25 protein-coding genes and 1 pseudogene are annotated in these 25,729 nt (G+C 71.5%); 10 read left to right on the forward strand and 16 right to left on the reverse strand.

Annotated features, from left to right (window positions below; genetic code table 11):
* Positions 1-30: 30 nt before the first annotated feature.
* A complete protein-coding gene (locus AB0I10_RS01215) occupies positions 31-507 on the reverse strand; it encodes a nitroreductase family deazaflavin-dependent oxidoreductase (RefSeq protein ID WP_363150183.1) in 477 nt (158 codons plus the stop codon).
* Positions 507-1,748 (reverse strand): acyl-CoA dehydrogenase family protein, encoded by a 1,242-nt coding sequence (locus tag AB0I10_RS01220; protein WP_363150184.1) that lies wholly within the window; start codon positions 1,746-1,748, stop codon positions 507-509. Before AB0I10_RS01220 ends, AB0I10_RS01215 begins: the two co-directional genes overlap by 1 nt.
* Positions 1,749-1,965: 217 nt before the next feature.
* On the opposite strand from AB0I10_RS01220, the gene AB0I10_RS01225 reads away from it, so the two are divergent.
* From AB0I10_RS01225 to AB0I10_RS01235, 3 genes and pseudogenes are all read left to right on the forward strand, one after another.
* Entirely contained in the window at positions 1,966-3,150 is a 1,185-nt protein-coding gene (locus AB0I10_RS01225) for an acetyl-CoA acetyltransferase (protein ID WP_363150185.1), read from the forward strand.
* Positions 3,151-3,309: 159 nt separating this feature from the next.
* On the forward strand, positions 3,310-3,936 hold the full coding sequence (locus AB0I10_RS01230; RefSeq protein ID WP_363150186.1) for an NAD(P)-binding domain-containing protein: 627 nt from the start codon (positions 3,310-3,312) through the stop codon (positions 3,934-3,936).
* Between the two features lie 8 nt (positions 3,937-3,944).
* A pseudogene (locus AB0I10_RS01235) lies at positions 3,945-4,289 on the forward strand (transposase); the annotation flags it as partial.
* Positions 4,290-4,342: 53 nt separating this feature from the next.
* Here AB0I10_RS01235 and AB0I10_RS01240 read toward each other — a convergent pair.
* A complete protein-coding gene (locus AB0I10_RS01240) occupies positions 4,343-5,128 on the reverse strand; it encodes a VOC family protein (protein ID WP_363150187.1) in 786 nt (261 codons plus the stop codon).
* A gap of 360 nt (positions 5,129-5,488) precedes the next feature.
* Here AB0I10_RS01240 and AB0I10_RS01245 point away from each other — a divergent pair, with 360 nt between their 5' ends.
* Both AB0I10_RS01245 and AB0I10_RS01250 read left to right on the forward strand, forming a co-directional pair.
* The gene (locus AB0I10_RS01245; RefSeq protein ID WP_363150188.1) at positions 5,489-6,841 is read left to right on the forward strand and encodes an FAD-dependent monooxygenase; all 1,353 of its coding nucleotides are present in this window, start codon (positions 5,489-5,491) and stop codon (positions 6,839-6,841) included.
* Between the two features lies 1 nt (position 6,842).
* On the forward strand, positions 6,843-7,679 hold the full coding sequence (locus AB0I10_RS01250; RefSeq protein ID WP_363150189.1) for a pyridoxal 5'-phosphate synthase: 837 nt from the start codon (positions 6,843-6,845) through the stop codon (positions 7,677-7,679).
* Between the two features lie 34 nt (positions 7,680-7,713).
* Here the strand turns inward: AB0I10_RS01250 and AB0I10_RS01255 are convergent, their stop codons facing one another.
* Genes AB0I10_RS01255 through AB0I10_RS01265 form a run of 3 tightly spaced genes read right to left on the reverse strand, consistent with a single transcriptional unit; the run spans position 7,714 to position 8,923 of the window.
* The gene (locus tag AB0I10_RS01255) at positions 7,714-8,202 is read right to left on the reverse strand and encodes a GNAT family N-acetyltransferase (protein ID WP_363150190.1); all 489 of its coding nucleotides are present in this window, start codon (positions 8,200-8,202) and stop codon (positions 7,714-7,716) included.
* 41 nt (positions 8,203-8,243) lie between these two features.
* Positions 8,244-8,759: an OB-fold domain-containing protein gene (locus AB0I10_RS01260; protein WP_363150191.1), complete on the reverse strand. Its 516-nt coding sequence runs from the start codon at positions 8,757-8,759 to the stop codon at positions 8,244-8,246.
* Positions 8,759-8,923, reverse strand: a complete 165-nt coding sequence (locus tag AB0I10_RS01265) for a hypothetical protein (RefSeq protein WP_363150426.1) — start codon at positions 8,921-8,923, stop codon at positions 8,759-8,761. Before AB0I10_RS01265 ends, AB0I10_RS01260 begins: the two co-directional genes overlap by 1 nt.
* A 289-nt stretch (positions 8,924-9,212) precedes the next feature.
* Here AB0I10_RS01265 and AB0I10_RS01270 point away from each other — a divergent pair, with 289 nt between their 5' ends.
* A complete protein-coding gene (locus AB0I10_RS01270; protein ID WP_363150192.1) occupies positions 9,213-11,447 on the forward strand; it encodes an acetate--CoA ligase family protein in 2,235 nt (744 codons plus the stop codon).
* A gap of 145 nt (positions 11,448-11,592) precedes the next feature.
* Complete coding sequence (locus AB0I10_RS01275) at positions 11,593-12,486, forward strand: enoyl-CoA hydratase-related protein (RefSeq protein ID WP_363150193.1); 894 nt, start codon at positions 11,593-11,595, stop codon at positions 12,484-12,486.
* Here the strand turns inward: AB0I10_RS01275 and AB0I10_RS01280 are convergent.
* The 3 genes from AB0I10_RS01280 to AB0I10_RS01290 form a co-directional block, all read right to left on the reverse strand.
* Entirely contained in the window at positions 12,471-12,800 is a 330-nt protein-coding gene (locus AB0I10_RS01280) for a hypothetical protein (RefSeq protein WP_363150194.1), read from the reverse strand. The genes AB0I10_RS01275 and AB0I10_RS01280 overlap by 16 nt on opposite strands.
* Before the next feature lie 130 nt (positions 12,801-12,930).
* On the reverse strand, positions 12,931-13,599 hold the full coding sequence (locus AB0I10_RS01285; RefSeq protein ID WP_363150195.1) for a hypothetical protein: 669 nt from the start codon (positions 13,597-13,599) through the stop codon (positions 12,931-12,933).
* On the reverse strand, positions 13,596-14,186 hold the full coding sequence (locus tag AB0I10_RS01290) for an RNA polymerase sigma factor (RefSeq protein ID WP_363150196.1): 591 nt from the start codon (positions 14,184-14,186) through the stop codon (positions 13,596-13,598). The genes AB0I10_RS01285 and AB0I10_RS01290 overlap by 4 nt, the downstream gene beginning before the upstream one ends.
* A 233-nt stretch (positions 14,187-14,419) precedes the next feature.
* On the opposite strand from AB0I10_RS01290, the gene AB0I10_RS01295 reads away from it, so the two are divergent.
* On the forward strand, positions 14,420-15,067 hold the full coding sequence (locus AB0I10_RS01295; RefSeq protein ID WP_363150411.1) for a flavin reductase family protein: 648 nt from the start codon (positions 14,420-14,422) through the stop codon (positions 15,065-15,067).
* 41 nt (positions 15,068-15,108) lie between these two features.
* On the opposite strand, the gene AB0I10_RS01300 is transcribed toward AB0I10_RS01295, so the two are convergent.
* From AB0I10_RS01300 to AB0I10_RS01315, 4 genes are all read right to left on the reverse strand, one after another.
* Complete coding sequence (locus tag AB0I10_RS01300; RefSeq protein ID WP_363150412.1) at positions 15,109-16,404, reverse strand: MFS transporter; 1,296 nt, start codon at positions 16,402-16,404, stop codon at positions 15,109-15,111.
* A 235-nt stretch (positions 16,405-16,639) separates the two neighbouring features.
* Positions 16,640-17,728: a Zn-dependent alcohol dehydrogenase gene (locus AB0I10_RS01305; protein ID WP_363150197.1), complete on the reverse strand. Its 1,089-nt coding sequence runs from the start codon at positions 17,726-17,728 to the stop codon at positions 16,640-16,642.
* A 20-nt stretch (positions 17,729-17,748) separates the two neighbouring features.
* Entirely contained in the window at positions 17,749-18,939 is a 1,191-nt protein-coding gene (locus AB0I10_RS01310; RefSeq protein ID WP_363150198.1) for an acyl-CoA dehydrogenase family protein, read from the reverse strand.
* A gap of 105 nt (positions 18,940-19,044) precedes the next feature.
* Positions 19,045-19,965, reverse strand: a complete 921-nt coding sequence (locus AB0I10_RS01315; protein ID WP_363150199.1) for an SDR family oxidoreductase — start codon at positions 19,963-19,965, stop codon at positions 19,045-19,047.
* A gap of 82 nt (positions 19,966-20,047) precedes the next feature.
* On the opposite strand from AB0I10_RS01315, the gene AB0I10_RS01320 reads away from it, so the two are divergent.
* Positions 20,048-20,974, forward strand: a complete 927-nt coding sequence (locus AB0I10_RS01320; protein WP_363150200.1) for a cyclase family protein — start codon at positions 20,048-20,050, stop codon at positions 20,972-20,974.
* Positions 20,975-21,185: 211 nt separating this feature from the next.
* On the opposite strand, the gene AB0I10_RS01325 is transcribed toward AB0I10_RS01320, so the two are convergent.
* The 3 genes from AB0I10_RS01325 to AB0I10_RS01335 form a co-directional block, all read right to left on the reverse strand.
* Positions 21,186-21,659, reverse strand: coding sequence for an ATP-binding protein (locus AB0I10_RS01325; protein WP_363150201.1), 474 nt, complete (start codon positions 21,657-21,659; stop codon positions 21,186-21,188).
* A 455-nt stretch (positions 21,660-22,114) separates the two neighbouring features.
* Positions 22,115-23,074, reverse strand: a complete 960-nt coding sequence (locus AB0I10_RS01330) for an acyl-CoA dehydrogenase family protein (RefSeq protein WP_363150202.1) — start codon at positions 23,072-23,074, stop codon at positions 22,115-22,117.
* Positions 23,075-23,081: 7 nt separating this feature from the next.
* Positions 23,082-24,245: an acyl-CoA dehydrogenase gene (locus AB0I10_RS01335; protein WP_363150203.1), complete on the reverse strand. Its 1,164-nt coding sequence runs from the start codon at positions 24,243-24,245 to the stop codon at positions 23,082-23,084.
* Between the two features lie 292 nt (positions 24,246-24,537).
* Here AB0I10_RS01335 and AB0I10_RS01340 point away from each other — a divergent pair, with 292 nt between their 5' ends.
* On the forward strand, positions 24,538-25,725 hold the full coding sequence (locus tag AB0I10_RS01340; protein WP_363150204.1) for a winged helix DNA-binding domain-containing protein: 1,188 nt from the start codon (positions 24,538-24,540) through the stop codon (positions 25,723-25,725).
* Positions 25,726-25,729: the final 4 nt, after the last annotated feature.

The following is a 25,729-nucleotide window of genomic DNA, read 5'->3' on the forward strand; positions in this document are numbered from 1 at the left end:
GCAGCTTTTCGAAGCGATGCCGGTGTGTCGCTAGGGCGTACGCCGCTCCAGCCGGAACAGCCGGATCTCCCGCTCCACCCGTTCCTGATACGCGGCGTACGGCGGCCAGAACTCCAGCGCCGCCCGCCATGCCCGCGCCCGCTCCTCGCCGGTGAGCAGCCGGGCCCGTACGGGAATATCCCGCCCCCGCCAACTGACCTCCGCCTCCGGGTGCTTGAGGAGGTTGCCGGTCCAGGCCGGATGCCCCGGCCGGCCGAAATTACTGCCGATCAGCAGCCAGCTGCCGCCGCCCTCCGGCATGCACGCCAGCGGCGTACGCCGCGGCCGCCCGCTCTTCGCGCCGGTCGCGGTCAGGATCACGCCGGGCAGCATCTGCGCGCTGAGCAGCACCTTCCCTCGGGTCAGACGATGTACGGCGCGGTCCAGGGCGGGAATGCAATGCGGCGCGATCCGCGCGAACGTACGGGTCGAGGAGACCTTCTGGAGCAGCCGCTCACCGCGTGGCATCAGGCGCCGACCGCCTCTCGTGTCGCGGCGGCGAACAACCCGGCCTCCTCCGCGGCCCGCGCCCGCAGCCGGTGCACGGGCCCCAGCAGCAGCTCGTCGCAGGCCGCGCGCTTGAAGTACAGATGCGCGTCGTGCTCCCAGGTGAACCCGATACCGCCGTGCAGTTGCACCGCCTCGGCCGCCACCGCGCGCAGCGTCTCCAGCGCCTGCGCGAGGGCAAGCGCGCCGACGCCCGGCTCGGCGCCGCGATGGAGGCCGGCCCCTCCGCCGCCCGCCGACCAGGCCGCGTAGTACGCCGCCGAGCGGGCCGCCTGCACCGTCACATACAGGTCGGCGAGCCGGTGCTGGACCGCTTGGAAGGAGCCGATGGGGCGGCCGAACTGCTCGCGCGCCTGGACGTATTCGACGGTGCGGGCCAGCGCCGCATCGGCCGCACCGACCGCCTCGGCGGCCAGTGCCGCGGCCGCCGACGCCCCGGTCGCGGCGAGCGCGGCCGCCACCGCCGCCTCGTCGCCGTCCGGCCCGCCGAGCAACTCGGCTGGCACGTCCCGCAGTTCGATACGCGCCTGCGGCCGGGTCTCGTCCATGGCGGTCTGCCGGATGCGGAGGAGGCCGGGAACGTCGGCCGCTACGCCACCCCGCACGAGAAAGAGCATCGTGCGGCTACGGGCGAACCCGCCGGTGTGCGCGGCCACCAGCAGCGCCCCGGCGGTGTGCCCGTCCAGGACCTGCCCGGCCTCCCCGTACAGCCTCCAGGACCCTTCGTACGGGCGCGCCTGTATCCCGCCGGCGCGGCCGCCGCCCGCCCAGTCGCCGTCGTTCGGCCCGGTCAGCGCCAGTGCGGTGGCCAGCTGCCCGCCCGGCACGGCGAGCGTCCCGGTGAGCTCGCCCGCGGCGATGGCCGGCAGCAGCTCGGCGCGCTGCCGCTCGGTGCCGAGCGCCAGGATGAGCGGCGCGGCGAGCGCGGCGGTGCCGATCAGCGGCGAGGGCAGCAGCACCCGGCCGGTCTCCTCACAGGCCAGAGCGAGCTCGGTGGGCCCACAGCCCACCCCTCCGTACACGGCGGGCAGCGCCAGGCCCGGCAGCCCGAGCTGCTGGGCGAGCTGCCGCCACAGCGCCTCGTCATGGCCCGACGGGGCGCGCACCGCCGCCTTGACCTCGTCCGGGCCGCAGCGTTTGTGCAGCAGTTCGCGCAGAGTGCGGCGGATCTCGTCCTGCTCCTCGGTGAACGCGGCATCCATCGGCGGGCTCCTCCCGGCCGTACGACAACGCCCATCTGGTCCCGACGGGCTCCGGCAGATCCGATCTGACGGGCCGTCATAGTAGGTACGGGCAGTGGACTTTCCTAGGGGAGCAGGCGACTTCTGCTTGCCCAGGGGGCGCGCCCGGCCCCGCCGACCCCCGCCCACCCTCGCCGGGCCCTGCCCGCCCAAGAGTATCTGATGTACCGTCAGATTCATGACTTCAGGGACCCTTTCCCGGAATCGCAAGGCCGCCGTCGCCGGAGTCGCCCTGTCCGACTGCGGCCGGGTGGACGGGGCCACCCCCTACGCCCTGCACGCCCAAGCCGCCCGCAGGGCGCTCGCCGACTCCGGACTGGACCGTTCGGTGATCGACGGCTTCGCCTCGGCCGGTCTCGGCACGCTCGCGCCGGTCGAGGTCGCCGAATACCTGGGCCTGCGCCCCACCTGGGTCGATTCGACCTCGGTCGGCGGCTCCACCTGGGAGGTGATGGCCGCACACGCCGCCGACGCGATCGCGGCGGGCCACGCCAACGCCGTCCTCCTCGTCTACGGATCCACCGCCCGAGCCGACATCAAGGCGAGGCGCCGCACCTCGAGCCTCTCCTTCGGCGCGCGTGGACCCCTTCAGTTCGAGGTCCCCTACGGCCATACCCTGATAGCCAAATACGCCATGGCGGCGCGCCGCCATATGCACCAATACGGCACCACACTGGAGCAGTTGGCTCAGATAGCCGTCCAGGCGCGCGCGAACGCGGCAGCCAACCCGGACGCCATGTACCGCGACCCGATCACCGTCGACGACGTCCTCTCCGGCCCGATGATCGCCGACCCGTTCACCAAGCTGCACTGCTGCATCCGCTCCGACGGCGGCTGCGCGGTCCTGCTCGTCGCCGAGGACTACGTCCCCGACCTCGCCAAACCGCCTGTCTGGATACTTGGTTCGGGCACCGCGGCCTCACACACCACCATGTCGGAGTGGGACGACTTCACCGTCTCGCCCGCGGCGGTCTCCGGCCGGCTCGCCTTCGAACGCGCCGGGGTCCGCCCGTCGGAGATCGATCTCGCCGAGCTCTACGACGCCTTCACGTACATGACCCTGGTGACACTGGAGGACCTGGGCTTCTGCGCGAAGGGCGAGGGCGGCGCATTCGTCGAGAAGGGGCGGCTGCTGCGGGACGGCGAGCTGCCGGTGAACACCGACGGCGGCGGCCTGGCCGCCTGCCACCCCGGCATGCGCGGCCTGTTTCTATTGGTCGAGGCCGTACGCCAGCTCCGCGGCGAGGCCGGTCCCGACCGCCAGGTCCGCAAATCCGACGGCCACCTCCCCCAACTCGCCGTCGCATCCGGCACGGGCGGCTGGTTCTGCTCGTCGGGGACGGTGGTGTTGGGGAGGGGGTGACGATGCCTCGGGAGCGGTCTCGGTGGAGGCGAATGCCGAGGGGGCGATGCCGACTTGTCGTAGCAAGGGGCGAGCGACTACAGAACTACGTCTTTGGTGCCGGTCCACCCGGACCCACGGTCCGATTCGCCGAGGCCCGACAACGACTAGCTTCACACCATGCGTATAGGACTACTTGGCACCGGCAACGTCGCCCGAGCACTGGCCCACGGCTGGAGCGCCGCAGGACACGACGTACTCCTCGGTTCACGCCGACCTAAGGACCGGACAGACCTCGGTCTCCCCGTGGCGGGCCTGAGCGAGACAGCCGCCCACGCAGAGGTACTGGTCAACGCCACGCCGGGGGCCGTCTCCGTGGAACTGCTGCACTCCATCGGGGCACCGGCGCTGGCCGGCACCCTACTGATCGATGTCGGGGTCGGCCTCTCCGACGACTTCACCGAGCTCTCGCACCCCAACAGCAGCCTGGGTGAACAGATCCAGGAAGCCTTCCCCCTGACCCCCGTCGTCAAGACGCTGTGCACCATGGACTCCACCGTGATGACCGCCCCGGACGGTCTCGACGGCCCGAGCACCGTCTTCCTCTCCGGTGACGACGCCGACGCCAAACGGACCACCGGCCGACTGCTCACCGACCTCGGCTGGCCCTCGTCGTCCCAGCTGGACATAGGTGGCATCACCACCGCACGCGGACAGGAGCACTTCGCCCTGCTCTTCATAGGCATCGCGGGCGGTCTGGGTGCCCACACGTTCAACATCAACGTGGTCACCCGTCCCTCTGCCTAGGTTCTGAGGCGATACGGGCGCCCCGCATCGGGCCGGGGCGGCCACGTGTGCGGCCCGGCCACGTCCTGGGCGACACGGGCTACAGCTCGAAGGCCATCCGCACCTGGCTGCGGCACCGCAACACCCCGCACACCACCCCGGAGAGGGCCGACCAGGCCCGGAACAGGCTCCGCCGCGGCAGCCGCGGCGGGCGTCCATCAGTGTTCGACAAGCAGCTCTACAAACGGCGCAAGGTCGTGGAACGCTGCTTCAACCGCTTGAAGCAGCGGCGCGGTATCGCCACTCGCTACGACAAGACCGCTGAGTCCTACCTGGCAGCCGTCACCCTCGCATCACTCCTGATGCGAGGGTGACTCTTTGACGACAACTCGTAGGGCCTTTCCGGCCCTGACCCATCGGACAGGCCCTAGCCGGCTGCCTCGCCGGCGGACGGCCGGGTGATGACGCCGAAGGCGGTGCCGAAGGGGTCGGTGATGTCGGCCATCCGACCGTACGGGGTATCCGTAGGGGTGCCGGCCGAGCCGCCCGCGGCGATGGCGCGGGCCACCAGGTCGTCCGTGCCCGCGACCTCGAACGTGGTCCGCCAGCGGGACGCCGGCGCCCCCGGGTCGCCGAAAACCCCGCCGATCTCATGGCCGTCCGGGCGGCGCAGGAAGGTGAAGTCGAAGCCCGGGAGGTCCTCGTTGCCGTCGAGCGTGAAGCCGAACACCTCGGCATAGAAGCGGCGGGCGGGCTCGGGATCCGGGGTGGCCAGGTCGTTACGGACCAGCGTGCAGGTCTCGTTGACCAGCTCGCAGCCCGGGAACGTACCCCCTTGCCAGAGGCTGAACCGGGCGCCTACGGGATCCTCGATGACGGCCATCCGGCCCAGACCGGCGACGTCCGCAGATGATTGGAGCAGCGTCCCGCCGGCATCGCCGACCCGCTTGGCCGTAACGTCGCAGTCGTCCGTCGCGAGGTACACATGCCACCAGGACTCGCCTTCGACGTCCGTGGCGAGGGCGGGCCGGAGCGCCGCCACCCGCCGCCCGCGCAGGAGGCACATCGTGAAGGGACCGCTCGCCGCCGACCACTCCTCGTATTCCCAGCCGAACAGCGCGCTGTAGAACGTCTTCGCGCGGTGGAGGTCGGGGACCCCGAGATCGATCCATGTGGGCGTTCCGAACGGCTGGTTGCCGCTGACTTCGCTCATCGCATGCTCCCTGGCGCCGAAGGCTCGTTGCCTGATGTACCCAGGCTAGGAAGGGTTGAGGACAGGTTGTGTCCTACTTGCTCACCGCGTCCTACTTGCTCACCGCGCCCCATGCGCTCGGCGCGTTCCATAGAAGCTTCCACACAAGCCTCTGCACAAGCTTCCGCAGAAGCTTCTATACAAGCGTCATAGACAAGCGTATATGACGCTTGTATAGTCGAGCTCGCGTGTCCGTCCAGGAGCACCACTGCCCCGAAGGGAACACCCATGCCCGGCACCGGCTCGAATCCCCGCACTTCCCGCACTTCCCGCACGTCCCGCACTCCCCACACGCCCCGCGCCTCCCACACGCCCCAGACCGTGCTGATATCCGGCGCGAGCATCGCCGGCCCCGCGCTCGCCTACTGGCTGCACCGTTACGGCTTCGCGGTGACGGTCGTTGAGCGCGCGCCCGAGCTGCGTACCGGCGGCTACAAGGTCGACATCCGGGGCGCGTCGATCGAGGTCATCGAGCGGATGGGGATTCTGGAGGACATCCAGCGCGCCAGTACGGATATGCAGACCGGCGCCTACGTGAACGGCGACGGCAAGCGGATCGCCACACTTCCCGCCGACATCTTCGGCGCCCGGGTCGGCCGCGACGACGAGATCATGCGCGGCGAACTGGCGCGCATCCTCTACGAACGCACCCGGGCCGACGTCGAGTACGTCTTCGGCGACTCGATCACGTCCGTCACGCCCATCACGTCCGCCACGCCCGGCTCCGAGCAAGGGGGCGAAGGAGGTGAAGGGGGCGACGACAGCGGGGCCCGCGACAGTGGCGTCGAGGTCACCTTCGAGCGAAGCGCGCCGCGCCGCTTCGACATTGTCGTCGGCGCGGACGGCCTGCATTCCACCGTACGGCGGCTGGCCTTCGGCCCGGAGGAGCGGTTCATACGCCACCTCGGCGCGTATATCTCGGCCTTCTCCATGCCGAATGAGCTCGGCCTGGACCGCGAGGAGTTGTACCACGCACTGCCGACCAAGCTGGTCTGCGCCTACAGCTCGGCCGGGGCCCCGGCGGCCAAGGCCTTTATGACCTTCCGCTCGCCACGGCTGACGTACGACCACCGGGACGGCGCGGCGCAACTGGCCCTGCTGAATGCCGCGTTCGCGGGCGATGGCACGGGGATTCCCCCGGCCGGCGGCTGGGGCCAGATCCCTCGGATGCTCGAAGCAGCCCGCGAGGCGACCGATTTCTACTTCGACGGACTGAACCTGATCGAGATGGACCGCTGGTCGCGCGGGCGGGTGGTGCTGCTCGGCGATGCTGCACACTGCTCCTCGCCGGCTTCGGGGCAGGGTACGGGGATGGCGCTGGTCGGCGCCTACGTCCTCGCCGGAGAGCTGGCCGCGGCCGGCGGTGACCCGGCGGTGGCCTTCGGCCGCTACGAGGAGGAGATGCGCGGCTATGTCGAGGTCAATCACCGGCAGGCGGAGAAGTTCGCCAAGGAGATGACCGCGGGGACCTGGGGTGCGATCCGGTTCCGGCATCTGATGATGCGGATCCTGCCGCACATGCCATGGAAGGACCTGGTCGCGAGGAAGATCACCGAGGGTGTGCAGCACGCCGCCAACGCGATCACGCTCAAGGACTATTCGGTGCCGTCGGCGACCCCGGCCGCCGCGGCAACCACGTCACCGGTCCCGGCGACCCCGTCGTACGCTGCCTGACATGGCCGATCTTCCCGCGCACCAGGACACCCCGGACGACAAGCAGGACGCCACCCCGGAGGGCACCCCGGACAGCAGCCCGGAGAGCAGCCCGGACGAGACCCCCGCCGTTGCCGCCGACCACACCGGCGTCGCCGACGGCCACACGTCCGACGCCGCCAACCGTCCCTCCGAAGGCGATGCCGCCCGCGCGTTCCACGACCTGCTGCGCGGGCTGCGGGTCTGGGAGAGCGAGCTGCCGCCGTTCGACCCGGTGAAGGCCCCGGCCGAGCCGCTGCCGCTGTTCCGCCAGTGGCTGCGGGAGGCCGCCGAGGCCGGTGTCCCCGAACCGCACACCATGACGCTGGCCACGGCGGACGCGGCCGGCGACCCGTCCGTACGGACCCTGATGCTGCACGACGCCGATGAGCGCGGCTGGCACTTCGCCTCACACCGCGGCAGCCGCAAGGGCCGGGAACTGGCCGCCCGACCGCGGGCGGCGCTCGGGTTCTACTGGGCCGCGGTCGGCCGCCAGGTCCGTATCCGCGGGACGGTGACCACGGCCGGGCCCAAGGAGAGCGCGGCCGACCTGCACCGCCGCTCCACGGGCGCGCTGGCGGCGGCACTGGTCGGACGACAGAGCGAGGTCCTGGGTTCTGTTGAGGAGCTGGCACGGGCGTCGGATGCGGCGTGGGAGCGGGCGCGGCGCGAGCCGGACGCACCCGTTCCGAGCTGGACGCTGTATGTGCTGCGCGCCGAGGAGGTCGAGTTCTTCCAGGGCGATGCGCGGAGGCAGCACGTACGCCTCAACTACCGTTATGTGGATGGCTGTTGGGAGCACGAACTGCTCTGGCCGTAACAGGGTCCCGTCTCCGTGGCCGGCGGCCTGCCCCTCACAGCTGCTGATACATGATGTGCAGCCCGACATAGCCCTTGGCGGGGTGCCGGAACCCCTCGGGGAGGGTGGTCATGATCTGGAAGCCGAGGGACTTCCAGAGCGCGACGGCAACGGTGTTGGTCTCCACGACCGCGTTGAACTGCATCGCACGGTAGCCCTCGACACGGGCCCAGGCCAGCACATGCTCGCCCAGCGCCCGTCCGACACCACGGCCGCCGTACCGCGGGTCGACCATGAAACTGGCGCTGGCGATATGCGAGGCGCCACCCATGTGGTTGGGGTTCATCTTGGCCGAACCCAGCACCGTCCCGGCCTCGTCGACGGCAACGACCGTACGGCCCGGTGGCTGGAGCATCCACGACTCCCGGCCCGCCGGCTCGTCCATGTCGCGCGGGTAGGTGTAGGTCTCGCCTGCCTCGACTATGGCATGGAAGAACGGCCAGATGGCGGGCCAGTCGGCCGCGGTCGCTTCTCGAATCAGCACCGCCACAGCATGCCCCGCACGGATACCGCCTGCCACCGGAATTACGCGGGCCGGAAGAGGGGAACCGCGAGCCCACCGCCCCCCGTCACGCCTTCGCCCCCTATCCCTCCCGTACCCCCTGCCCCTCTCGTCCCCCCTGTGCATTCGCCGTCCGCCCCGCCCTCCGTACGGAAGTGCACCATCAGCGGCATACCGATCCGCAGGTCGCCCTCCGGGCAGTCGGTAATCTCGGTCATCATCCGCGGCCCCTCGGAGAGGTCCACCACGGCCGCGACGTACGGCACCCGGCCGCCGAAGGGCGGGAGGTCGTTACGGTGCACGACGGACCAGGTGTAGAGGGTGGCGCGGCCGCAGGCCGGCTCCCACGCGACGTCCTCGCTCCAGCAGTACGGGCAGAACTCCCGCGGGTAGTGGTGGGCCGCACCGCATCCCTCGGCCCGGCAGCGGCGCAGCAGCAGTTGCCCCTCGGCCGCCGCGTCCCAATAGGGCCGGGTGAACGCGTCCACCTCCGGCAGATCGAAACGTGCCGCACTTCCGGCCGCCGCAGCCCCCGCCATCACCGGAACACCCCCGCCACCACGACATACGCCATCGCTTTGGGCCGGGGCCGGGCCCGTACGACCTCGTCGAAGCCGCTGCGCACAGCGCCCCAGTGGCGCTTGGCCGCCACGTCCGCCGCCCACGCGATGCCGGTGCCACGCTCGAACCAGATCGTCTGCATCCCGCACGCCCTCCCGCTGCCCGCCCATCCGAAGTATCTGACGGTAAGTCAGTTCAGTGGATGGATCCCGGGCGCGCAAGGGGCCGGGCGCAATCACCGCCGCACCCCAAGACAGGCCCACACCCGAGACAGGCCCGCACTCGCGACACCTCCGCGCTTCGCCGCCCAGCACCCCCGGAAGCTTTACCGTGCAGCCCCATTCCTGACATGGCGTCAGTTCAGTAATCTGACTATGCGTCAGGTAGTGCGTCAGGTAACGAGAGCCGTCACACAGGAGCGGGCGTCTGCGATGCTTGGATCGACTCATGGCACCCTCACCACTCACTCCGGGCCGGCCCGCGTCGTGGCCTGCGGGGAGCAGCCACCACTTGCCGTCCACGGCCTCAGCGAGCCGCATGGCGACAGCGTGGACCGGGATGTCAGCGGCCGTCCGCTGCACGCTCCGGTGCCCGACCTGGACCGCTTCTTCCGGCCCGAGTCCGTGGCCGTGATCGGCGCCTCGGACAGCGAAGGGCGCCCCAACACCGGCATCACGCGCCAGCTGGTCGCCTGGGCCGAGCGCGTCGGCGCCCGGCTCCATCCCGTCAATCCGGGGCGCGATCAGGTCTTCGGCCTGCCCTGCCACGCCGCCGTCGCCGACCTGCCGGAGCGGGTCGACCTCGCCGTCCTGCTGGTCGGCGACCCCGTACCTGTCATCGGGCAACTCGCTGAGGCCAAGGTGAGGTTCGCGGTCGCCTTCGCCTCCGGCTTCGCCGAGACCGGTGCGGCGGGCGCGGCCGCCCAGGCCCGGCTGGCCGACGCCGTCGAACGCGCCGGGCTGCGGTTGCTCGGCCCGAACACCAACCTCAACGCCTTCGAGAAGTTCCGCGACGACCTGGACGGCCCGGCCATCGCGCTGATCACCCAGTCCGGCCACCAGGGCCGTCCCGTCTTCACCCTCCAGGAACTGGGTATCCGCCTCTCCCACTGGGCGCCCACCGGCAACGAGGCCGACCTGGAGACCGCCGACTTCATCTCCTACTTCGCCTCCCGCCCCGAGGTCGGCGCCATCGCCGCGTACGTGGAAGGGCTCAAGGACGGGCGTGGGTTCCTGCTCGCCGCCGACCACGCCGCCCGTAACAAGGTGCCCGTCGTCGCCGTCAAGGTCGGCCGCACCGAGACCGGCGCCCGGATGGCCGCCTCGCACACCGGCAAGCTCACCGGCGCGGACCGTGTCGTGGACGCCGCGATGCGGCAGTTCGGCGTGATCCGGGTGGACGGGCTCGACGAGCTCCAGGACACCGCGGCGCTGCTGGCCCGCGCCAGGAAGCCCACCGCCGAGGGCGTCGCCGTCTACTCGATCTCCGGGGGCACCGGCGCCCACTTCTCCGACCTCGCGACCGCGGCGGGCCTGCGGCTGCCCACGCTCACGGACGCCAAGCAGTCCGAACTGCATCAGTGGATACCGGACTACCTCAATGTCGCCAACCCGATCGACAACGGCGGGCACCCGGTCGGCGACTGGCGCGGCCGCAAGATCATCGATGCGATCCTGGCCGACCCGTCCGTAGGGGTGCTGATCTGCCCCATCACCGGGCCCTTCCCGCCCATGAGCGACAAGCTCGCGCAGGATCTGGTGGACGCGGCGGAGCAGTCGGACAAGCTGGTGTGTGTGGTGTGGGGGTCGCCGGTCGGCACCGAGGACGCCTACCGCACCACCCTCCTCGGCTCCTCGCGCGTGGCGACCTTCCGCACCTTCGCCAACTGCATCACCGCCGTCCGCGCCTACCTCGAACACCACCGCTTCGCCGCCGGCTACCGCTCCCCCTTCGACGACGCCCCGCGCGTACCGTCCCCCTCCGCGCGCAAGGCACAGGGCCTGATGCGCCCGGGACAGCAGCTCAGCGAGCACGCGGCGAAGCAGCTGCTGCGGGCCTACGGCATCCGCGTCCCGCGCGAACAGCTGGTGACCAGCGCGGCGGCGGCCGTACGGGCGGCGAGCCTGGTCGGCTACCCGGTGGTCATGAAGGCCTCCGGGCCGCAGCTGGCCCACAAGACCGAACTCGGCCTGGTCAAGGTCGGCCTGACCTCCGCCAGCCAGGTCAGGGACGCCTACCGCGAACTCATCGACATCGCCCGCTACGAGGACGTCCCGCTGGACGGCGTACTGGTCTGCCAGATGATCGAGCGGGGGGTGGAAATGGTCGTGGGAGTCACCCACGACAGCCTCTTCGGGCCGACGGTGACGGTCGGGCTCGGCGGGGTGCTCGTGGAGGTCCTGCGGGACGTCGCTGTGGGCGTGCCCCCCTTCGGGGAGGACCAGGCGCGCGCGATGCTCGGTGAACTGCGCGGCCACGCCCTCCTGGACGGCGTACGCGGAGCGCCGCCCGCGGACACCGACGCACTCATCGAGGTCGTCCTGCGGGTGCAGCGGATGGCGCTCGAACTGGGCGGCGATCTGGCCGAGTTGGACATCAACCCGCTCGTGGTCCTGCCGCGCGGGGAGGGCGCCGTGGCCCTTGACGCGCTTGCCGTCTGTCATTGACCGTGCGGGCCGTACACACGGTGCGGGCTGCACGCGCGGCGCAGCCCGTACGCGTCGTAATCGGCCTGCGGATCGCCGCACGCGCCCCGACCACTCGCGCCCCTTCCCCACGCGCCCCGACCACACCCTCTGGAGCCACTCCCCCATGACGTCCTCCCCCGTATCCCCCGACACCCCCGGAAACTCGGCACCTTCCGCGGAAGCCACCGATCCCTCCGGCCCCGCCGCGTCAACTCCCGCCGCAGATCCCGTCGATTCATTGGTACTCCATGCCACTGACAACGGCGTCTCGTGGATCACGCTCAACCGGCCGGAGGCCATGAACGCCGTCACCCCCGACCAGCGCGAACGCATCATCGAGCGACTCACGGAAGCCTCCGCCGACCCGGACGTACGGGCCGTGGTGATCACCGCGACCGGCAAGGGCTTCTGCGCCGGCGCCGACCTGCGCGGACCGCCGTCGACGGGCGACCGGGTCGCCGGTGATGTGGCCCGGCTGATCCAGCGCGGCGCCCAGCGCCTCATCGCCGCGGTGCTGGACTGCGAGAAACCGGTGATCGCGGCCGTCAACGGCACCGCGGCCGGAATCGGCGCGCATCTCGCGTTCGCCTGCGATCTGGTGCTGGCCGCCGAATCGGCCCGGTTCATCGAGGTGTTCGTGCGCCGCGGACTGGTCCCGGACGGCGCCGGCGCCTACCTCCTGCCGCGGCTGATCGGCCCGCAGCGCGCCAAGGAGCTGATGTTCTTCGGTGACGCCGTACCGGCCGCCGAGGCCGAGCGGCTGGGACTGGTCAACCGGGTGGTTCCGGACGGCGAGTTGACGAAGACGGCCCGGGAGTGGGCCGAACGCCTGGCGACCGGCCCCACCCGTGCGCTGACTCTCACGAAACAGCTGGTCAACGCCTCACTCGACGGCGACCGGGCCACGTCCTTCGCCGCCGAGGCCACCGCCCAGGAGATCAATATGACGACCTCGGACGCACAGGAAGGCGTCGCCTCCTTCGTGGAGCGGCGCAGCCCGGCCTATCGGGGGCGGTAAGTGCCGGTCGGCACGGGCCGCTCGGCGCACCCCGTCCCGAAAGCGCCCCTGCCGAAGGCACCCGTGCCGAAAACGCTCCCCCCGAAGGCGCCGGTCCGGAATACCTCGGTCCGGACGGCGCCGGTGCCGACCGCGCTCGTCCCCACCGGGGGCGTCGCCACCGGCTTCCTCCCCACCGGAGGCGTCCCGGTGCCGCCCGCCTCCGGTGGCCTCGTCTCGGTGGGGCCGCCCGTGGCCGCGCCCGCCGCCCCCAGCAGCCCGGCCGCGAGGGCTCCCGCCCAGACGGCGCCCCTGACCCTGGCAGGTACCTTCATCGCCGACTCCCCGTCTCGTACGGCCGCTTCAGCGGATGCGCCAAGCGGATTCACACGGATTCGCGCGGATACGCACTCCACACACGGGCGACCGGCCCGCCCCGCATGACGCCAGGGATTGTGATCTGCATCACTTTACATCGGCGGGGCAAACCGGCACCTCCCGCGTATTACGGGTCCGCACCCCCGGCAGCCAACCCTCCACCCCCTGCTCACTGGTGACCAGATACCAGCGGGTGGAGGTGATGCCCTGTTCGTCGCGGACCAGCCGCCCGTCGGTGACCACACAGCGGGCGGCCACCACATCGCCGTGCCAGACCCGACCGGCGGAATTGCCTCGGGCTTCGTACTTCGCGTGCGGATCCTTGGCCAGCCGCAGCGCGCACTCCAGGAAGCGGCCCGTACGGCAGGCCGACTCGCTGTTGTAGACCTTGACCGGCACCGTCGGGGGCGGCCCGGCCGGCTTCACCTCGACCGGCCCCGGCCGCAGCAGCCACCACGCCCCCAGCGCCACCGCGGCCACCGCCGCCGCGACCGCGAGCGCGACGGCATACGGGCGCCGACTCGGCAGCGCGACCACGGAGGGCACCGGTTCGGCCCCGGACTCCTTGATGCGGCCCCACAGTCCCGCCGGCATCTCGATCTGCTCGTCCGCGAGCCGAAGCCGCTCGCGCAGCAGCGCCTCGACATCGCCCCCGGAACCGTCATCACGGCTGTCATCACGGCCGCCGCCATGGCTCGCGCCCGCGCCACCGCCCGCACCGCCGTCTCGTGACCCCGCGCCCACCGTGCCGCTCACCTCCCCGCCCGCCCGTGATCCGATTCAACGAGGTAGGCGCGCAGCCTGTCCAGCGCACGGGCACGATGCCGGGCCGCGGTGCCGCGGTGCACCTTCATGATCTTCGCGGCCTGGTCGATGGTGTAGCCGTCGAGGTCCACCAGGATGACGATCCCGGCCTGTCGGTGCGACAACCGCCCTAACAGGCGCACCGCTTCGAGCTCGGCGTGCCGCCGTTCCACCCCGCCGTCCCAGCCGCCGGATGCCACACCGGACCCCCCGGCGCCACCACCCGCCCCGCCGGAAGCAGCGTCCTCAACGCCCTCCATCGCATCGACCAGCACCTGCCGCCGGTCCTTCCGGTACGCGTCGCGGGCGACGTTCAGCACCGTGGTGAAGGCGTAGGCGTACGGCTCCGGGTGCGCGAGAAAGCGCTGCGGGCGGGCCGCGAGTTTGAGGTAGGCCTCATGCACCACATCCTCCGCGGACTGTCTCGATCCGGCCAGCATCACCGCGCGCCGGTAGAGCCGGGGCAACAGCCCGCAGAAGACCTCATCGAAGCTGGGTGACGTGGTGGATAAGGGCGTTGACGGTGTCGCATCGGCCATTTACCGGAACTCTCCCCCGTGCTTGGCTACGGCGCGGCCGAGGTGGAAGGTACCCGGGCGCGCTCCTGCCAATCAGGAATCGACCCTCCAATCTCCCGCGAATCACCCGCATCTGCCCCCGGAATTCCGGCAAACCACCCTTGCGGGTGGCGCCCACGCCAGCGGCCACCTGGCCACCCCTTCCCATCTGACACTCCATCAGATTCAATGGATCCATGATGGGACACGCGGGAATGGCGGCCACGGCCGTGCGGTATCTGCGCTCGGTCGGCGCGCCGACCACGGCCGCCACACCGGCCGCCGCCCCCTCCGTCTCCGCCGCCCCGCTGCCACGCCCCGCCCTACGAGCCGTACGCGAAGACGAGCGCGCCCCTCTGGACCCGGCCGAATTCCGTGCCGTCCTGGGACACTTCGCCAGCGGCGTCACCGTCATCACCGCGCCGGGCGATACGGGCCCGGCCGGCTTCGCCTGCCAGTCCTTCGCCTCGCTCTCCCTCGACCCGCCGCTGATCACCTTCATGGTGGCGCGTACATCGACCACCTGGCCGCGGATCGCCCGCGCCGGTGTCTTCTGCGTCAACATCCTCGGCGCGGGGCAGGGCGAGCTGTGCCGCGGCTTCGCGGTCAGCGGCGGCGACAAGTTCGCCGGCGTCTCGTACGTGGCGGCCCCGGCCACCGGTTCACCGCGGCTGGCGGACGTCCCCGCCTGGATCGACTGCACGATCCAGGCCGTGCACACCGGCGGCGACCACCTGATCGTGGTCGGCCGGGTCGATGCGCTCGGGACGGACGCGGACGCGGCGGAGGGCGGCCCGCTCCTCTTCCACCGGGGAGCCTTCGGCCACTTCAGCGGGGAGGTGACCAGGGCCTTCCGACCCTGACCCATCGGACAGGTCCTAGGCACGCCAGTCGCGGAGCAGGCCTATGACAGAGTCGGCAACCCCTCGCCCGCCGCCCTCCGCTGCCGTATCACCAAGGCCATCAGCGCAGCCAGCGCGCACAGCGCGCCCGAGGCGTACCAGACCGGGTCGTACGTGCCGAAGGCGTCCCGCGCCAGGCCGCCGAGGAAGGCGATCAGAGCGGCGCCCACCTGGTGGGCCGCCAGGACCCAGCCGAAGACGATCGCACTGTCCTCACCGTAGTACTCGCGGCACAGGGCGATGGTCGGCGGTACGGTCGCGACCCAGTCCAGCCCGTAGAAGACGATGAAGAAGACCATCGGCGGATGGACCGAGTCCGCGAGCAGCAGCGGCAGGAACATCAGCGACACGCCGCGCAGGCCGTAGTAGACGGCGAGCAGCCGGCGGGTGTCGAAGCGGTCGGTGAACCAGCCCGAGGCGATGGTGCCGACGATGTCGAAGACGCCGATCACCGCGAGCAGCGAGGCGGCCGCCGTCATCGGCATGCCGTGGTCGTGGGCGGCGGGTACAAAGTGGGTCTTGACCAGGCCGTTCGTCGTTGCACCGCAGATCGCGAAGGTACCGGCCAGCAGCCAGAACGGTCCCGTACGGGCCGCCGAGACCAGCGCCCGTATCGCGCGCCGGGCCGCGCCGGGCTGCGGCGGCGGCTTGGGCACGAACTCCGTCGCCCCGTACGGCGCGAGGCCGACGTCCGCCGGGTGGTCCCGTAGCAGCAGCCACACCAGCGGGACGACGGCGAGGGCGGCGAGCGCGACGGTCACGGCGGCCGGGCGCCAGTCGTGCCGGTCGACGATCCAGGAGAGCAGCGGCAGGAAGACGAGCTGCCCCGAGGCGCCGGCCGCGGTGAGGATGCCGGTGACCAGCCCGCGCCGCTCGGTGAACCAGCGGCCGGTGACCGTCGCGGCGAAGGCGAGCGCCATCGAGCCGCTGCCCAGCCCCACCAACACGCCCCATAGGAGGACGAGTTGCCAGCTGGTCGTCATGAAGACGGTCAGGCCGGCGCCGGTCGCGATCACCGTGAGGGCGGCGGCGACCACCCTCCGGATGCCGAAGCGGTCCATCAGTGCCGCGGCGAACGGCGCCGTCAGCCCGTAGAGGGCGAGGTTCACGGACACCGCGAAGCCGATGGTGGCGCGCGACCAGTGGAACTCGGCGTGCAGCGGGTCGATGAGCAGGCCGGGCAGGGAGGCGAAGCCGGCCGCGCCGATGATCGTGAGGAAGGTGACGGCGGCCACCGTCCAGGCACGGTGCGGGCGTCGGCGGCGGGGCGCGGGAGCGGAGGCGCTGTCGCCGGACACTTCCGGTCCGGCCTGGGCGGAAGCATGTACGGGCAGCTCGGGGGTCTGGGTCACCAGAGCAGCTTCGGGGAACAACCGGGGCGGAACGAGTGGCCGGAAGGCCAGGGTTCACCAGGATCGGGCCAGGGGGCGGGGAAGGAGGGGGAGGAAGGGGGCGGGGCACGTGCGCGGACAGGGCGCTGGCAGGCCCGTCAGCAGGTCCCTCCCGCCCCTCGCCCCTCCCCGGAGCCCGCCCTCAGCCAAGCGCAGCGGAAGGGCCGAACGTCAACACCCCCCGCGCCACCCGCCCATGGTGCGCATCGTCCGCCGCCTTCGCGAAGTCCTCGACCGGATACGTCTCGGTCACCAACTCGTCCAGCAGCAGGCGCCCTTCGCGGTACAGCCGGGCGTACAGCGCGATGTCCCGCTGCGGCCGCGACGACCCGTAACGGCAGCCCAGGATCGACTTGTCCAGGTACATCGACGACACCAGGAACGACGCCTCCGCGGTGGCCGGCGGCACGCCCAGGAGCACCGCCTGGCCGTGCCGGTCCAGCAGGTCGATCGCCTGCCGGATCAGCCGGGTGCTGCCCACACACTCGAAGGCGTGGTCGGCACCGGTCGGCAGGATCTCCTTCACCGCCGTGACGCTGTCCCCCACTGCCGACGCATCAACGAAATGTGTCGCCCCGAACTGTCGCGCCACCGCCTCCTTGGCGGGGTTGGCGTCCACCGCGACGATCGTCGACGCCCCGGCGATACGCGCGCCCTGGAGCACGTTGAGGCCGATCCCCCCGGTCCCGATCACCACGACCGAGTCCCCGCAGCCGACCCGTGCCCGGTTGAGCACGGCTCCCACGCCCGTCAGCACTCCGCACCCGATCAGCGCGGCCGATGTCAGCGGAATGTCCTCGGCGATCCTCACCGCCTGCACCGCCTTGACGACCGTACGCTCCGCGAACGCCGAGTTCGACGCGAAGCTGAACAGCTCCGTGCCGCCCCGCCGGAACGGCTTTCCCGGCATCCCGATCGCCTTCCGGCACATCGTCGGCCGCCCCCGGTCGCACTCCGCGCACGCCCCACAGTTCGCCAGCGTGGACAGCGCCACATGATCGCCGGGCGCCACATGACCGACGCCCGCCCCCACGGCCTCGACCACCCCCGCTCCCTCATGCCCCAGCACCACCGGCACCGGGAAGGGAATCGTCCCATCGACCACTGACAAATCGCTGTGGCACAACCCGGCGGCCCGGATCCCGACCAGCACCTCCCCCGGCCCCGGGTCCCGCACCTCCAGATCGTCCACGACCCGGGGCTGCTCACCGTCGAAAATGACGCCCTTCATGCCCGCTCCACTCTGGTCATTCACCGCTCCACTCTGGGCAGGCCGAGCACACGCTCGGCGATGATGGTGCGCTGGATCTCGTCCGAACCGCCGTATATGGTGTCGGCCCGGCTGAACAGGAACAGCCGCTGCAACGCGTCCAGTTCGTACGGTGCGTCAGCGGTCCAGTCGGCGGGGCCCAGCACGGCCGCGGCCCCGCGCACCCCCATCGCCAGCTCTCCGAGGCGCCGATGCCAGCCGCCCCACAGCAGCTTCGCCACACTGGGCGCACCCGCATCACCGGCCGCCCCCAAGGTCCGCAGCGCATTCCACCGCATGACCTTCAACTCGGCCCACTGCCTCACGAGTTGATCGCGCACCACCGGGTCCCGCACCGCCCCGCACCGCACCGCGGCCTCGACGACGTCCGCCAGCTCCGCCGCGAACCCGATCTGCTGGACGAGCGTCGACACCCCCCGCTCCCACGCGAGCAGGCCCATCGCCACCCGCCAGCCCGCGCCCTCCCCGCCCACCACATCCCGGGCCACCGCCCCGTCGAAGAACACCTCGTTGAACTCCGCCGTCCCCGACATCTGCCGGATCGGCCGCACCTCGATCCGCCCCGGCTGATCCATCGGCACCAGCAGAAACGAGAGCCCCCGGTGCCGCCGCTCGCCCGGGTCGGTCCGCGCCAGTACGAAGCACCAGTCGGCCTCCGCGGCCAGCGAGGTCCAGATCTTCTGCCCGCTGACCCGATACCCGGCCCCGTCCCGGACCGCGGCGGTTCGCAGCCCGGCCAGATCCGACCCGGCCTCCGGCTCGCTGTAGCCCTGGCACCACAGTTCCTCGCCCCGGGCGATACCCGGCAGAAACCGCCGCCGCTGCGCCTCGTCGCCGTACGCGATCAGGGTCGGCGCCAGCAAATTCTCGCCGATATGCCCCATCCGCCCCGGCGCCCTGGCCCGCGCATACTCCTCGGCCCACACGACCTGCTCGGTCAGCGTCGCCGAACGATTCCCGTACGCGCCGTGCGCACGGTCCCACCCGAGCCCGATCCACCCACCCGCGCCGAGCTCCCGCTCCCACGCCCGGCGTGCCTCGCCCCCCTCGTGCTCACTTCCAGGGCCACCGCGTCCCGCCAACTCGGCGTAGCGCCCTACGAGATGGCGGGACAGCCAGTCACGGACCTCGGCCCGGAACTCGTCATCCGCACTCCCCAACCCAAAGTCCACACCGACCTCCTGCACAAGCGGCCACCGACCTCCACCCCGCACCCGACAGCCCCGCGCGGCGGCAACAGGAAACAGCGGCACCGCACCGGCAACGTACGGAACCGCCTACTGGTTGGGCCGCGCCTTCGCCGCCGCAGCCTTCGCCATCGCGGACAGCTGCTCCAGCATCGGCATGGGGTCGGCGCCCACCGACCCCGACACCACGTCAGCGACCTTCTCCGGCGTCCACCCCCCATCGGCATAGGCGGAACGCAGTTCACGCGGCTGGGCCCACACCGCGATCTTCGGCCCCGCCACCGTGTAGACCTGCCCGGTGATCCCGGCCTCCCGGGCCCGCTCGCTCAGCAGATAGACGACGAACGCCGCCACGTCCTCCGGCTCCCCGATCTCCTTCAGCTCCATCGGCACATTTGCCGACATCCGCGTCCGCGCGACCGGCGCCACCGCATTGGCCGTCACCCCGTACTTGTGCAGCCCCAGCGCCGCGCTCCGCACCAACGAGATGATCCCGCCCTTCGCGGAGGCGTAGTTGGCCTGGGAAACGGACCCCTGATGGTTGCCGCTGGTGAACCCGATCAACGTCCCGGCACCCTGCCGCCGCATCACCGCGGCCGCCGCCCGGAAGACCGTGAACGTCCCCTTCAGATGAGTGGCGACCACCGGGTCCCACTCCTCCTCGGACATGTTGAAGAGCATTCGCTCCCGCAGAATCCCGGCCACACACACCACGCCGTCGATCCGCCCGTACTGCGCCAGCGCGGTGTCCACGATCCGCTGTCCACCCGCCATCGTCGACACGTCATCGGCAACGGCCGTCGCGGTACCGCCCGCCGCCTCGATCTCCTTCACCACCGATTCGGCGACCTCACTGCTCGGTTCACCACCCTCGATCGAGACGCCGTAGTCATTGACCACGACCCGCGCACCGTGCGCGGCGCAGGCGAGCGCGACAGCGCGCCCGATACCGCGCCCCGCCCCCGTGACGGCGACCACCTTGCCGGCCAAGAAGTTCCCCGCGTTCCCCATGCCGCGCCCCTTCCCACACTTTCTGACGGACCGTTAGATTTTTGAGCAGGCGCGCGTCAAACACAAGACCCCGGAGGCCCCCATGCCGCTGCCACCGCAGTTCCACGACATCGCCAAACGCGTGAACAACTGGGGGCGTTGGGGCGCGGACGACGAAATCGGCACCCTCAACCTGATCACCGACCAGGTCGTACGGGAGGCCGCCAGGTGCATCCGGAGCGGCCGCCGCATCCCGCTCGCGCTGCCGCTCCGGCAGGACGGCATACAGACGGGCCTGATCCCCGGCCGGGTCAACCCGCTGCACACGATGATCGCCATCAACCAGGAGATCTTCGGCCCCGGCACGGTCGCCACCTCGGACGACGCGGTCACCATGGGCCTCCAGGCCGCCACCCATTGGGACGGCCTCACCCACGTGTCGCACTCCGGGCGGCTCTACAACAACCGCCCCGCCGACAGCATCACCGCACACGGCGGCGCCACCAGCCTCGGCATCGAGAAGGCCACCCCGATCGCCTCCCGCGGTGTCCTGCTCGACGTGGCCCGCGCACACGGCACCGACCGGCTGCCCGGCGGACACGCCGTCACACCCGAAGACCTGGACGCCGCCGAGGAGTTGGCGGGGACGACGATCCGGGGCGGCGACATCGTCCTCGTCCGGACCGGACAGATGCAGCACTACCTGGCGGGCGACCGTCAGGCGTACGCGTTCCCGTCCCCGGGCCTTTCGCTGCGCACCCCGGAGTGGTTCCACGCCCGCGATGCCGCCGCAGTCGCCAACGACACCCTCACCTTTGAGATCTTCCCGCCGGAGATCGAGAACCTGTGGATGCCGGTGCACGCCCTCGATCTGGTCGAGATGGGCATGCTGCAGGGCCAGAACTGGAACCTGGAGGAACTGTCGACGGCCTGCGCGGCGGAGGGCCGCTGGACCTTCTTCCTCTCCGCGATGGCCGAACCGTTCGTCGGGGGGTCCGGCGCACCGGTGGCGCCCGTAGCCGTCCTCTGAGCCGGCCAGGTGGCGGTGCACGCTCATGCGCGCCCCGAGCACGGCACCGCGGACCGCCACCCGGCTCCAGGCCGCGACCCGCACTCGCCAAGGCTCCGGACCGGTTCCCCGGCTCCGCTACGAACCTCGGCGTCCCCTCACGGCGAATCGCTCCACACAAGGGTGATCAACAGGCAACGCCACGTCAACACCTGGTCTGGACTAATTCCGATTACGCCCGATTTGCCATCGTGCATTGGGGTTCATATGTACCCAGTTCGGCCCCCGCCGTCATCAGCACCGGCTGACCGCGGTCCACCTCGCACCAGATCCGCTTGCCGGCGCCTTCGCGCTGCCAGCCCCAGCGGTCCGCCAGTCCGTCGACCAGTTCCAGACCGCGGCCGTTGGTGTCCTCGCCGTCGGCGTGCCGCTGGCGCGGCGGGCGGGCACTGGCGTCCACCACCTCGACGCGTACGGTGCCCACGACGGCACCCGACCCGGAGAAGCACATCCGCAGCTCGGCCGCCGAGCCGGTGTGCACCACGGCATTGGTGACAAGCTCGGAGATCAGCAGGATCAGGGTCTCCGCCAGTGGCTCGTCGGCCCCTATGCCGGACCCCGCGAGCCGCGACCGGGCCCACCGTCGGGCCCGCCCCACCTCCGCGGGGTCGGGCCGCACCTCCAACTGCACTTGAAGCACCTGCACCGCTCACACCATCCGAACCGGCGGAAACATCGCCTCGCGCCTCCACGGAATCACGGTGCGTGACCCCGGCGAAGCACAGCATGGTTGACGTTCAGTCACCCCAACAAGCGCTTCGGGCATATTCCAGCGCAAGGGAGTATGCGTGCTGCATACTGTGCGACGCGCGTTGCGGGGAGTCGAACAAGGGGGGATTTCGGGCCCCCGCCCGAGGCGAGCGGCGCGCAGTCCGTACCCCGGAGCCGTCATACCGACGGCACCGCGACCGTTGCGCCACAGAACCACTCGCACCCAACGGAGCGTACCCGAGCGGAACGCCGACTCCCCCCTGTGACGAGTCACGCCTAGGACACAACCCGATATCGACAGACCGTGACCGGTTATGTGTGTGCCGTCTGGCATTTCGCACATGAGTTGCCAGAGTCTGACATCGCGGGTTCCGGGACGGTGCCGGGCGACTACAGCCCGCCACCTGACGCCACCAGGCCCGCGGCCAGCAGTTCTTCCGCCTCACCCGCCGTGCCCCAGCGTTCGGCCCGCAACCAGGCTCGCTTCAGATGCAGATGGACATCGGCTTCCCAGGTGAACCCCATGCCTCCGTGCACCTGCAGACAGTCACGGGCGTTGCGCACCGCGGCATGGTCCGCGAGCATTTTCGCGCCCGTCACCTCGCGCACACAGCCAGTAATCGATGCCGCGTACACAGCGCTTCTGGCGATCTCGGCCCGTACGAGCATCTGCGCGCACAGGTGCTTGATCGCCTGGAAGGAGCCGACGGGCGCGCCGAACTGTTCGCGCTCGCGGGCGTACGCAACCGCCATCTCGACCGTACGGGCCGCGCTGCCCAGCTGCTGGGCCGCGGTGAGCAGCGCGGCCTCGCGGTGCAGCCGGGGCACGTCCAGGGCCAGGGGCGCGGTACGCGGGACGTCCGTGACACGGGCGAGCGGGGTGAGCGGGTCGACGGAGGCAAAGGGGGCGTGCGGGACCCGGGCGGCCGCGCTCCCGTACGCCCCGCCGGCGCGCCCCTCCACCAAGATCAACTCATCGCAGTCGGCGGGGTGTTCCCAGAGCACCGGGTCGGCCGCCGCGTCGCACAGCCCGACGATCTTCTCGCCGGTCGCGACGCCGTCCACCACCCCGGCCAGCAGCTGGCAGGCGACCAGCGGTCCGGGCAGCAGCGCCCGGCCGGCCTCCTCGAAGACCAGCACCGCTTCCGGCAGGCCGAGCCCGACCCCGCCGGCCGCCTCCGGCAGCCGCAGCGCGAAGAACCCGGCCTCGCCCAGCTCGCGCCACAGCGCGCGGTCCAGCGCGGGATCGTCGACGGCCGCGCGCACCCGTTCCCGGCCGAACCGCCCTGCCAGCAGCCCCCGCGCCCCGTCCCTCAACACCCTTTGTTCATCGGTGAGTTGAAAATCCACCGTCCGGTCACCGCCCCTTCGGCAGGCCGAGGATCCGCTCGGCGACGATGTTCTGCTGGATCTGCGAGGTGCCGGCCGCGATCGTGTACGAGAGGGCGGACAGCCGGTCCGCGACCCATTCATGGTCCGCGTCCAGCGCGCCGGCGCCCAGTACCTCCGCCGCCGCGTCGTACAGCTCCTGCCGGGCATGCGAATAGCGCAGCTTGAAGACCGAGCCGCCGATGCCGGGCAGTCCGCCCGTCCGCTGGGCCTCGCTCACATTCCACTGCGTGAGCCGCCACAGCGCGGTGAACTCCGCGCCCAGCCGGCCGAGTCTGCGGCGTAGTACTGCGTCGTCCCAGCGGCCGTTGGCGCGGGCCGTGCGGGCGAGCGCGCCGAGCACCCGGCGGCAGGCCACCACCTCGCCGACGAAGGCCGTGCCGCGCTCGAAGGACAGGGTGACCATGGTGACCCGCCAGCCGTCGTTCTCCGCGCCCACCCGGTTGGCGACGGGCACGCGCACCTCGTCGAGGAACACCTCGGCGAACTCGGTGGACCCGGCGAGCGTCCGCAGCGGGCGCACGGTGACGCCGGGGGCGTCCATGGGCAGGGCGAGCCAGGTGATGCCTCGGTGTTTCGGGGCGGCGTCGCTGACGGGCGTGGTGCGCACGAGGAGTTCGCACCAGTCGGCGACCTCCGCGTGCGAGGTCCAGATCTTGGACCCGCTCACTACGTAGTCGTCGCCGTCCCGCCGCGCGCGCGTGCGCAGCGATGCCAGGTCCGATCCGGCGTCCGGCTCGCTGAAGCCCTGGCACCATACTTCGTCGCCGCGCAGCACCGGCGGCAGCCACCGCGCCCGCTGCTCCGCTGTGCCCTCGGCGGCGATGGTGGGGCCCGCGTGCAGCAGGCCGACGAAGCCGGCGCCGACGTAGGGGGCGCCCGCGGTCTCCGTCTCCTCCAGGAAGATCAGGTGCTGGGTGGGCGTGGCGCCCCGGCCGCCCGCGTCCACCGGCCAGTGCAGGCCCGCGTACCCGGCGTCGTACAGCATGCGCTGCCAGCCCATGTCGTACGCGCGTCGGGCGGGCCAGTCGAGCGGGTCCGGCCTGGGCGGCAGCTTGGGGAGGACCTCGGCGAGCCACTCGCGAAGGCGCGCCCGGAACTCCTCCTCTTCCTCCGTGTACGCGAGGTCCATCAGACCAGGCCCAGGCCGAAGGAATGCGTGGGCTCGATCACATGGCCGTCGACGCTGATGATGCGCGGTAGCTCCATCGGAATTCCCCTGTTCCTCTCGGACATGACCGCATGACCGCTGAATCTGATACATCGTCAGATTTCATCGGGTTAGAGGCTAGCCCCGGACTTCTGGACCGACAAGGCTCCGACGTGCCGAGAGGGCGGGGGCTGCTGGGGTGGGTACGCCACGGCGTGGACGACGCGAACGACAGCGGACACCCTCTGTCCCACATCCCGCCTACCCTCACCCCATGCCCCACTCCCGCCCCCACATCGGCACCCCCGCCCGCCGTGCCCGCCTAGGCCGGCGGCACCTCCTCGCGGCCGCGCATCGGGCGGCCTCCGCCGAGGAGGTCGCCGACGCGGTCGTGGGGCTGCATGCCACCGACGCCGCGACCGTTCATCTGGCTGCCTGTGCCCGGCTGGCCGTGCCGGACCCCGGCGACGTGGAGCGCGCGCTGTACGACGATGTCTCGCTGGTCCGGCTGCTCTGCATGCGCCGTACGCTCTTCGCGGTCGGCGCCGGGCTCGCGCCGGTCGTCGGCTCCTCGACCGCGCAGGCCATCGCCGCCAAGGAGCGGCGCGATATGACCAGGTGGGTGACCGGCGCCATCCCGGGCTGGGACGAGCGGCGGCTGGCCGAAGTGGAGACGAAGACCCTCACCGCGCTGGCCGCCCGCGGCGAGGCGACCGCGGCCGAACTCGCCGCCGATGTCCCCGACCTGCGCGACACGGCCGTGGTCTCCCCCGGCAAGCCGTACGAGGCCACGGTCGCCGTCTCCAGCCGGATTCTGCGGGTGCTGGCCGCCGAGGGGCGCATCCGGCGCGGCCGCCCGCGCGGCGGCTGGACCAGTAGTTCCTTCCGCTGGGCGCCGGGCACCGCGCTCGCCGACCTCGCCGCGCCGCCCGCCCCCGAGGCGCGCGCCGAACTCGCCCGCCGCTGGCTCGCGTCGTACGGCCCGGCGACCGTCGAGGACCTCAAGTGGTGGACGGGCTGGACGCTGACCGATACGCGGCGGGCGGTGGCCGCGATCGGCGCGGTCGAGGTGAGGCTGGAGGACGGCGTCGCCGGCCTGGCGCTGCCGGACGACCTCGAAGCGGTCGCCCCTCCCGAGCCCTGGGCCGCCCTGCTGCCCGGCCTCGACCCCACCGCGATGGGCTGGCGGGCCCGCGACTGGTACCTCGACCCGGACCACGTACCGCGGCTCTTCGACCGCAACGGCAACGTCGGGCCGACGGTGTGGTGGAACGGCCGGATCATCGGCGGCTGGGCGCAGCGCGCGAACGGCGAGATCGTCTGGCGGCTACTGACGGATGACGGCGGAGGCGAGGCCGCCGACGCGGTGACGGCGGAGGCGGCCCGGCTGGCGGAGTGGGTCGGCGATGTCCGTATCACGCCGCGCTTCCGGACTCCGCTGGAGCGGGAGCTGACCGCGTAGCGGC

Origin of the sequence: Streptomyces sp. NPDC050636, from assembly GCF_040654775.1 — a bacterium.
Lineage (GTDB): Bacteria > Actinomycetota > Actinomycetes > Streptomycetales > Streptomycetaceae > Streptomyces.

Excerpts from the sequence above, each read along its gene's own strand:
- AB0I10_RS01220 (WP_363150184.1), bottom strand. The coding sequence starts at position 1,748 with ATGGATGCCGCGTTCACCGAGGAGCAGGACGAGATCCGCCGCACTCTG.
- AB0I10_RS01240 (WP_363150187.1), bottom strand. The coding sequence starts at position 5,128 with ATGAGCGAAGTCAGCGGCAACCAGCCGTTCGGAACGCCCACATGGATC.
- AB0I10_RS01280 (WP_363150194.1), bottom strand. The coding sequence starts at position 12,800 with ATGAAGGTACCTGCCAGGGTCAGGGGCGCCGTCTGGGCGGGAGCCCTC.
- AB0I10_RS01225 (WP_363150185.1), top strand. The coding sequence starts at position 1,966 with ATGACTTCAGGGACCCTTTCCCGGAATCGCAAGGCCGCCGTCGCCGGA.
- AB0I10_RS01315 (WP_363150199.1), bottom strand. The coding sequence starts at position 19,965 with ATGGGGAACGCGGGGAACTTCTTGGCCGGCAAGGTGGTCGCCGTCACG.
- AB0I10_RS01290 (WP_363150196.1), bottom strand. The coding sequence starts at position 14,186 with ATGGCCGATGCGACACCGTCAACGCCCTTATCCACCACGTCACCCAGC.
- AB0I10_RS01295 (WP_363150411.1), top strand. The coding sequence starts at position 14,420 with ATGGCGGCCACGGCCGTGCGGTATCTGCGCTCGGTCGGCGCGCCGACC.
- AB0I10_RS01305 (WP_363150197.1), bottom strand. The coding sequence starts at position 17,728 with ATGAAGGGCGTCATTTTCGACGGTGAGCAGCCCCGGGTCGTGGACGAT.
- AB0I10_RS01265 (WP_363150426.1), bottom strand. The coding sequence starts at position 8,923 with ATGCAGACGATCTGGTTCGAGCGTGGCACCGGCATCGCGTGGGCGGCG.
- AB0I10_RS01270 (WP_363150192.1), top strand. The coding sequence starts at position 9,213 with ATGCTTGGATCGACTCATGGCACCCTCACCACTCACTCCGGGCCGGCC.
- AB0I10_RS01260 (WP_363150191.1), bottom strand. The coding sequence starts at position 8,759 with ATGGCGGGGGCTGCGGCGGCCGGAAGTGCGGCACGTTTCGATCTGCCG.
- AB0I10_RS01275 (WP_363150193.1), top strand. The coding sequence starts at position 11,593 with ATGACGTCCTCCCCCGTATCCCCCGACACCCCCGGAAACTCGGCACCT.
- AB0I10_RS01320 (WP_363150200.1), top strand. The coding sequence starts at position 20,048 with ATGCCGCTGCCACCGCAGTTCCACGACATCGCCAAACGCGTGAACAAC.
- AB0I10_RS01335 (WP_363150203.1), bottom strand. The coding sequence starts at position 24,245 with ATGGACCTCGCGTACACGGAGGAAGAGGAGGAGTTCCGGGCGCGCCTT.
- AB0I10_RS01230 (WP_363150186.1), top strand. The coding sequence starts at position 3,310 with ATGCGTATAGGACTACTTGGCACCGGCAACGTCGCCCGAGCACTGGCC.
- AB0I10_RS01250 (WP_363150189.1), top strand. The coding sequence starts at position 6,843 with ATGGCCGATCTTCCCGCGCACCAGGACACCCCGGACGACAAGCAGGAC.
- AB0I10_RS01215 (WP_363150183.1), bottom strand. The coding sequence starts at position 507 with ATGCCACGCGGTGAGCGGCTGCTCCAGAAGGTCTCCTCGACCCGTACG.
- AB0I10_RS01340 (WP_363150204.1), top strand. The coding sequence starts at position 24,538 with ATGCCCCACTCCCGCCCCCACATCGGCACCCCCGCCCGCCGTGCCCGC.